The sequence below is a fragment of the Shinella sp. SUS2 genome (assembly GCF_001262505.1).
Taxonomy (GTDB): domain Bacteria; phylum Pseudomonadota; class Alphaproteobacteria; order Rhizobiales; family Rhizobiaceae; genus Shinella.
In genome coordinates, this window is record NZ_KQ410788.1 from 1 (window position 1) to 7,069 (window position 7,069).

The 7,069-nt window shown below is 61.3% G+C and carries 8 protein-coding genes and 1 pseudogene; 3 read left to right on the forward strand and 6 right to left on the reverse strand.

Translation table 11 applies throughout. The annotated features are described in order from the left end of the window. On the forward strand, positions 1-1,028 hold a 1,028-nt coding region (locus AKG11_RS32645; RefSeq protein WP_156334220.1), incomplete at its 5' end, for a phospholipase D-like domain-containing protein. 148 nt (positions 1,029-1,176) lie between these two features. On the opposite strand, the gene AKG11_RS32650 is transcribed toward AKG11_RS32645, so the two are convergent. The 6 genes and pseudogenes from AKG11_RS32650 to AKG11_RS32675 all read right to left on the reverse strand — a co-directional run. Then, the gene (locus AKG11_RS32650) at positions 1,177-1,845 is read right to left on the reverse strand and encodes a DUF6629 family protein (protein WP_050747021.1); all 669 of its coding nucleotides are present in this window, start codon (positions 1,843-1,845) and stop codon (positions 1,177-1,179) included. A 1-nt stretch (position 1,846) separates the two neighbouring features. Next, positions 1,847-2,857, reverse strand: coding sequence for a hydroxyacid dehydrogenase (locus tag AKG11_RS32655; protein ID WP_050747022.1), 1,011 nt, complete (start codon positions 2,855-2,857; stop codon positions 1,847-1,849). Beyond that, positions 2,854-3,507, reverse strand: coding sequence for a CBS domain-containing protein (locus AKG11_RS32660; protein WP_082342954.1), 654 nt, complete (start codon positions 3,505-3,507; stop codon positions 2,854-2,856). Before AKG11_RS32660 ends, AKG11_RS32655 begins: the two co-directional genes overlap by 4 nt. Before the next feature lie 12 nt (positions 3,508-3,519). Then, positions 3,520-5,214 (reverse strand): alpha-glucan family phosphorylase, encoded by a 1,695-nt coding sequence (glgP, locus tag AKG11_RS32665; protein ID WP_197284066.1) that lies wholly within the window; start codon positions 5,212-5,214, stop codon positions 3,520-3,522. 58 nt (positions 5,215-5,272) lie between these two features. Beyond that, a complete protein-coding gene (locus tag AKG11_RS32670; RefSeq protein ID WP_050747024.1) occupies positions 5,273-5,476 on the reverse strand; it encodes a DUF2934 domain-containing protein in 204 nt (67 codons plus the stop codon). Positions 5,477-5,665: 189 nt separating this feature from the next. Then, positions 5,666-5,914, reverse strand: a pseudogene (locus AKG11_RS32675) (efflux RND transporter permease subunit); the annotation flags it as partial. 297 nt (positions 5,915-6,211) lie between these two features. Here AKG11_RS32675 and AKG11_RS35945 point away from each other — a divergent pair. Both AKG11_RS35945 and AKG11_RS34170 read left to right on the forward strand, forming a co-directional pair. After that, positions 6,212-6,670, forward strand: a complete 459-nt coding sequence (locus AKG11_RS35945) for a DUF2933 domain-containing protein (RefSeq protein WP_077546176.1) — start codon at positions 6,212-6,214, stop codon at positions 6,668-6,670. Positions 6,671-6,706: 36 nt separating this feature from the next. Continuing rightward, positions 6,707-7,036 carry a LysR family transcriptional regulator gene (locus tag AKG11_RS34170; protein ID WP_082342958.1) on the forward strand — a complete coding sequence of 110 codons (330 nt, stop codon included), beginning with the start codon at positions 6,707-6,709 and terminating at the stop codon, positions 7,034-7,036. Positions 7,037-7,069: the final 33 nt, after the last annotated feature.

A 7,069-nucleotide genomic window follows, 5' to 3' on the forward strand; every position in this document is an offset into this window, starting at 1 on the left:
CCCGGCGGTCTCAGGCCGGCGCCACCGTGGCCGACTGTTGCTCCGCCCCGTGGCCGGTTTTTACTCCGCCGTTGACAGAAGCATTGGAACGGGCGGTCCTGCGAGGTGTCACATGCAGGGTACTGATTGATGCCATCGGGTCCCGGCAATGGCGGCACCAGGTGACGAGGCTGCTAACCCGAGCAGGTGTGGACGTTCAATTCGCTCTGAAGGTGGGGATCTTTCGGCACAGATCGGCGCGTGCCGACCTGCGTAATCACCGTAAGGTTGCCGTCATAGACAGCCGCATCGGCTATATCGGCTCCCAGAACATAACAAACGCCCTATCTGCCTCCAACATCGCAAACGAGGAGTTGGTCGCACGAGTTGTCGGCCCGATCACGACAGAGCTGCAAGCCGTCTTTGTCGCCGACTGGTTCATGGAAACGGAGGAGGAACTGGCGGTATCCGCCCTTTTTCCACACCATCATCCCGATGCCGGGGCCGTTGCACAGGTCCTTCCAAGCGGTCCTGACTACCCGAACGCAGGGATTGGCAATGTAATTGCGGCTCTGGTTCACGGCGCAAGCAAGCGTGTCGTGATCACGACGCCCTACTTCGTCCCGGACGAACCTCTCCTTCAAGCACTCAAAACCGCCGTGCTGCGTGGGGTGGAGGTGCGTTTGCTGGTCTCGCGTCTCACGGATCACATCCTGGTGAAATTGGCGCAGCAATCCTACTACTCCGAACTCCTCCAGGCCGGTGTCCAAGTGCATCTCTATGAGGAGGTCTTTCTGCACGCCAAGCATATGATGTTTGATGATGAGATCTCGCTGCTGGGTTCCAGCAATGTCGACATCCGCTCTTTTGTCCTCAACGCCGAGGTAAGCCTTATCGTTTTTGACAAGGGTGTCACGGAACAGTTGCGCCGTGAGCAAGTGCGCTGCTTCGACAACACCGCGACGCTCACGCTCGACGGTTGGGAAAAACGTCCAATGATCCACAAGATTGGCGAGAACCTGGCGCGGCTGGCGAGCCCTCTCCTGTGAACAGCATCAGCGGCTTCCAAATGGAGCAATCGAACGCAACGCGATGCCCCACTTCGGCTGCGGGTGCATATGGGCGTATTCGTCGTGCGGATCTTGCTCTACGCTCGCACTTGGCACGGCAAACGCCGGCAATGCGACCGTACAGCGATCACGCCAGTGCGGGCCTGGCTTGTCTGCGCCACATCAGCGCCAGGAGATAGAGGGAGATCACCGCACCGCCGAAGCAGAACACCGAGATATAGGCGTAGGAGAAGAACGCATAGGTGATGACGAGGACGCCGGCGACGAGCAGGCCGAAAATCTTGATCTCCCAGCCTCGCACCAGCAGGAAGGGCACGATGACGACAGCGACGTAGATCGCGTAGGTCACGGTCCGGGAGACGAGCCCGTCGAGCAGATTGATGTCCTGATAGCGAACTGCCCAACGCAGGAAGGTCGTTGCCAGCCAGCCGTCATGGACAAAGTACGGAATGAACTGCAGGCCGCCCAGCATCGCGCCCGCGATGACGAACAAAAGGATGAGGTTCCGGCGCCCACCGCCCTCCAGGAAGTAGGCCGACAGAGGTACCCAGATCGGCCAGGCAATCCAGGTGAAGAACATGTAGAGCAAGGAATACTGGCCGACGCGATGCGTGTTGCCTGCGTGGCCCTCGATCCAGATCAAACCCTCCACCAGTTGCTGCAGACCGAACAGAAGCGGAAGGGTTGCGATCATCAGATAGCGGCGATCTGCCCGCCAGGCCGACGCGCCCGCCACCGCGCCGCCCGGGATGAGGACGGCGGCGGCACCCAGACTGACCTCCGCGGAAAGGCACATCTCAGGCTACCCCTACCAGATTGACCGGGCGACCGGCCGCAAAGCCTTCGATGTTGGCAAGGGTGGTGTCGATGATACGTCGCAGCGCCGCGTCGGTGTTGTAGGCGTTGTGCGGCGTGACCAGAACGTTCGGAAAGCGCAGCAGCACGTGGTTGGCGACAAGCGCCTTGAGATCGACCGTATCGACCGCCATGTTCTGGCGGAAGATCTCGGCCTCCTCACGGATCAGCGGCTCCTGCGGCAGCACGTCGAGACCGGCCGCGCGCAACTTGCCGCTTGCCAGCGCCCGCACCAGCGCCTCCGTGTCGACCACATTGCCGCGCGCGGTATTGATGAGGATGGCGCCGTCCTTCATAACGTCGAACTGCCGTTCGCCGATCATCCCGACGGTGTCCGGTGATGATGGTACATGCAACGTCACCACATCGGCCTGCGCCAGGACCTCGTCGAGCGCGCCATAGGTGAAGCCCAGCCGTGTCGCGGCGGCAGCGTCCTCGACCTGATCGAAGGCGAGGACCTTCATGCCGAAGCCATGCGCGATCTCGATCGTGCGGCGGCCGATGCGCCCTGTTCCAACAACCGCAATGACCTTGTCCCGCAACTCAAGACCACGCATGCCGGCCATCGAGAAACCGCCGCGGCGGGTCAGCGCGACACTCTCGACGATGTTGCGCGCAAGCGCCAGCAGCAGCGCGAAGGCGTGCTCGGCGACCGTCGCATCCCCGTAATCCGGCACATTGGCAACGGCGATACTTCGCTCTCGACAGGCGGTCAGGTCGATATGATCGTATCCCGCCGAACGGGTCGCGATGAGTTTCAGATCGGGCAATCGATCGATGATGCCGGAATCAAGGCGGGACGCCACGAAAGGGCTGATCACCTCCGCGTCCTCGAATTCGCCGACCGTGGTGATATTCAGCGGAGCCGTCGTGCAGCGGACGTCGTGCCGGCGCATCAGTTTTGCGCAGGCTTTCTTCTCCCAATCCTCCGCTTCGAACAGAACAACCCTCATCGAGGCTCCTTCTCCACTGTCAAATCATCCTTAAACCCCGATCCCACGACACTGTCGACCACCATCCGCACGACGTCGATTTCCTCCTGCGAGCGCATGATCCCTGCGACGTGCACCCGACCCGCGGCGACATGGAGTTCCGGCTGTCGGCGCAGCACGGCGCCCGCCTCCTCGAGGCGGGCGCGCAGAGCCCGCGAGACCGCCGCATCGCCCCTGATCTCCGCATCCGGTCCGCCCGCCGAAATGACCTTGAGCAGGTCCGCCCTGCTGACGATGCCCACCAGCCGCGCGTCGCGCAGCACCGGCAGACGCTTGATCCGGTTGAGGCCGAGCAGCATCGCCACTTGCGACAGCGGGGCATCCTCGTCGATGGACAAAACCGGGGCCGACATCAGCGCACCGACCTTCCAGCTGCGGCTCTTGACGTAGGCCCGCGCACGCTCTTGCACTCCGCCGTCACCGAGAGGTGTGCCGAGCTCGGAGCGCCGCAGCAGGTCGCCTTCCGTGACCATGCCGATCAAGGCTTGTGCGTCGTCGAGCACCGGCAGGCCGCTGACATGTTCGGTGAGCATGATCTGCGCGGCGTGCCAGACGCTGTGCTCCGGGCTGATGGTGGCCAATCGCGTCGACATCACATCTTGCACACGCATCCTCGTCCCTCGTCAACGCAAATAGGCTTCGGTGACGTAGCGGCGCATCATCCGATGAGAATTGAAGGACGACCCGATCTTGCTGATGGCTTGCTTCATCATCCAGATCCAGCGTCCCCGGTCACCGTGATAGAGGGGAAGCACCACAGCCCGCAGCTTGTCATAGAGCGCTCCCGCATCGCTCGCCTCGGCACCATTGCTGGGGATCGACCAGCCCGTCACACTCTCGACACAGCCCTCGATCCACCAACCATCGAGGACGCTCAGGTTGAGCGCGCCGTTGAGGGCGGCCTTCATGCCGCTCGTGCCGGATGCTTCGAGCGGCGGCAGCGGCGTGTTCAACCAGACATCGCAACCGGCGACCAACGCGGCGGCAACGTCGAGATTGTACCCAGGCATGAATACCGCCGGGATCGTGCCTTCAAGTGCATCGATATGCGCCCCCAGCGCGCGTATCGCTTCCTGCCCGCCGCCATCGTTCGGATGCGCAAGGCCGGCCAGGACGATCTGGAAAGGTTGAGCGTTCGCGATCTCGCGCAAGCGCTCCATGTCGGAGAAGATGAGCTCGGGCCGCTTATAGGCGGTCATGCGCCGCGCATATCCGATCAGCGGCAGGTCGGGACGCAATTGCCTCCCCGTCGCCTGCGCGATCCGTGCCAGCAGATCATGCTTTGCGTCCCCGTGTGCCGACCACAAGGCGTTGTCGCCGATCTGATCGGCGAAGGCGAGGACCTCGGGCTCGTGCGCCCAGTTTGAGAATTGCTGCTCGAACAGTCTGGCAATGGCGCCATGCGTCCATCGATGGACATGAACGCCATTGGTGATCGAGGCGATCGTATAGCCTGGGAAGAGTTTGCGCGTCGTCTCCGCGTGCCGGCGGGCGACACCGTTGACATAGCCGCTGAGATTCAGCGCCAGATGCGTCATATTGAGCTGATCGGCGCCGGCGAGGTGCGCCAGGATATCGCGTTCAATGTAGTCGCCGAGCACGCGCTCAACGAGGTCATAGTCGAATTTGTCGAACCCGGCTTCCACAGGCGTGTGCGTCGTGAACACGCAGCGCTCGCGAACCGCCGAGACGTCGTAGCTGTCGATCGGATCGGACGCGTGAACGCCGTCTGGCCGCCGCGTTCCTTTTAGAAGGGGCAGGGTTAGCAGCGCTGCATGGCCTTCGTTGAGGTGATATTTCTCGATGCGGAAGCCGAGCGCACGCAGCACGCTCTGGCCGCCGACGCCGAGCACGATCTCCTGCTTCAGCCGATAGGCCTGGTCCCCACCATAAAGCGCATCGGTGATCCGGCGATCCTCCACGGCGTTCTCCGCGAGATCCGTGTCGAGCAGCAGCACCGGGATGACATGCCCCAGCTGGCATTCCAGCGCATAGAGCCAGGGGCGCACCCACACCGCACGTCCCTCGATTGACACAGCTACCATCTGCGGCAAGGCGGTCGCAAAGTCTTGGGGCGACCACGGATCAGCATGGCTGACCTGCGCATGACTGTTGTCGATCTCCTGCCGCGCATAACCCTGGCGGCTCACGAGCGTAACGAACACCATTGGTAGATCGAGATCAGCCGCCGAGCGCGCCGAGTCCCCGGCGAGCACACCCAGCCCGCCGCTGTAAGTATGCATCTCGGCGCGAAGCGCGATCTCCATCGAGAAATACGCAAAGCGCGTCCGCTGAACAGCCCGATCCAGAAAATCCAAGAGTACCCTCCCGGTGTGAGGAAGCCCGCTTGTCGGCGTCACTCGCGCGATCGACGGATTATTTCTTCTTCTTGGCAGAATCTGCGACCTCATCCGTCGCTTCGGGCTCGGCGCCCTCCCCCACGATCTCGGCTTCGGCGCGCAGCCAGTGCTCTAGGTCGTGACCTTTCGGACAACCCTCACGCACCCAGATTTCATAAGCTCGCAGCTCGATCTTGGGTCGAACAACGTCCTTCTCCAGAGTGGCCTGCGCTTCTGACATGATAGTGCTCCTTCTTCGATGTCGGACCTCTTTTTGCGCCTGGCAGTGTGAGCCCGAGTTGGACAGCAATCGTTGATGGAGGTTAAAGATGACGTACTGGCCCCCAACTCCTTAACTCCAATGCTGTGTTATTCACTGAAGGTATGAAATTAGGCTTGGACATCGGGAGCGCCATGCATAGAGCAGCTAGAAGATGATGATTAGTGTAACCGGCACGACGATCTTGATGCGTGCTTCGGCACGTTGCAGATATTCGAACTGGCCGTTCCACCCGATGGTGTAGCCGGGCGGCAGTGTCACCTGCTCCGCAACAGCCCTTCGGGCATCGGCGACATAGCCGCCGAGATCACGGCCTCTGACGTCGACGCAGACATAGTTCGCAAGCTGGCCGTTCTCGGTGCTGATCGAGGTGGCACCGCGCCTGAGCTCGACCTTGCTCCGAACTGTGTCGATCGGGAGCGACATGTCCGTTCCCGATCAAAGCGGTGATGGCGTAGCTCCTCTGGCCACCGAAGCCCTCCACATTGATGGGCGAGAAGTCGAACCGGACCCGTCCAGGCTGGCCTTTTGGCGAACCGCGCAGGGTAGCCTCGTCGTTCCCGACACCTTAATCGAGATTAAAGACTCCGCCAGACGGGCATTGCTATCTCAACAACAGTTGCCTCGCGGTCGGCTTACGGGCGGTGGCGCAAACCATGCACCTACCGAGCCCACGCGCGATACTGGAGGAGCAATATGACCAGAACTCAGATAGGCAAACGCGGTAACGCTCGCCGTTCAAAGCTTACAGCGAGCAGCGCCGCCCTCTACGGCTTTCGCGCTATCGCCGCCTTTTACCTGATCACGGAGCGTCGTGCTCACACTCTGGGCTGGTTGCCTTGGCTTCTCATTTTGAGTTGTCCGGTACTCCATATCTTTATGCATCGGAAGCATGGCGCACATGGACATAATCATCACGAAAGGCGTGCCGACCAAGACAGCCCCTGGCCTCCAATGGATCAGCTTCAGGTAGCGAGAGCGAAGCATGACCAACGGCACTTCGAATCGCGACATGCCAGATCCGAAACCCGTTACTCGCTGCGCGGCTCGTCGCTGCACGGATACGAGCGAACGAGGGGCGAGGGTGATGGACGCGGGTATCGGACAGCTTGGACCCGAACAGTGGCGCGAGCCGTTGGATTTGGCATCTCCTGAATTTAACGGCCTAGCGCCTCGTAGGAGGCTGCTGTCATGGCTAGGCGACCACCTGCAATAGAGCTGCGTCACCTTAACACCTTCGTGGTCGTGGCCGAGCATGGCAGCTTCCGCAAAGCCGGGGCGGCCATCGGGCTATCGCAATCAGCGGTCAGTCGATGTATTGCTGACCTTGAGGATCAAATCGGCGCCTCGCTGTTTCACCGGCACACCTGGGGGATTTCGCTGACCCATGCAGGGCAACGGTTCCTTGGGCGGGCAAGACAAATTCTCAGAAACGTCGACGACGGAGCCGAAGATATTGCTGCCATAGGGCGTTCTGAGAGGCTGCCTCAAAAAGAGGTGGGTGATTTCAACAGGTTATGATTCCTTCGGATTTGCGAGATTCGATGGAGTTCA

Excerpts from the sequence above, each read along its gene's own strand:
- AKG11_RS32650 (WP_050747021.1), bottom strand. The coding sequence starts at position 1,845 with ATGTGCCTTTCCGCGGAGGTCAGTCTGGGTGCCGCCGCCGTCCTCATC.
- AKG11_RS32655 (WP_050747022.1), bottom strand. The coding sequence starts at position 2,857 with ATGAGGGTTGTTCTGTTCGAAGCGGAGGATTGGGAGAAGAAAGCCTGC.
- AKG11_RS32660 (WP_082342954.1), bottom strand. The coding sequence starts at position 3,507 with ATGCGTGTGCAAGATGTGATGTCGACGCGATTGGCCACCATCAGCCCG.
- AKG11_RS32670 (WP_050747024.1), bottom strand. The coding sequence starts at position 5,476 with ATGTCAGAAGCGCAGGCCACTCTGGAGAAGGACGTTGTTCGACCCAAG.
- AKG11_RS35945 (WP_077546176.1), top strand. The coding sequence starts at position 6,212 with ATGACCAGAACTCAGATAGGCAAACGCGGTAACGCTCGCCGTTCAAAG.
- AKG11_RS34170 (WP_082342958.1), top strand. The coding sequence starts at position 6,707 with ATGGCTAGGCGACCACCTGCAATAGAGCTGCGTCACCTTAACACCTTC.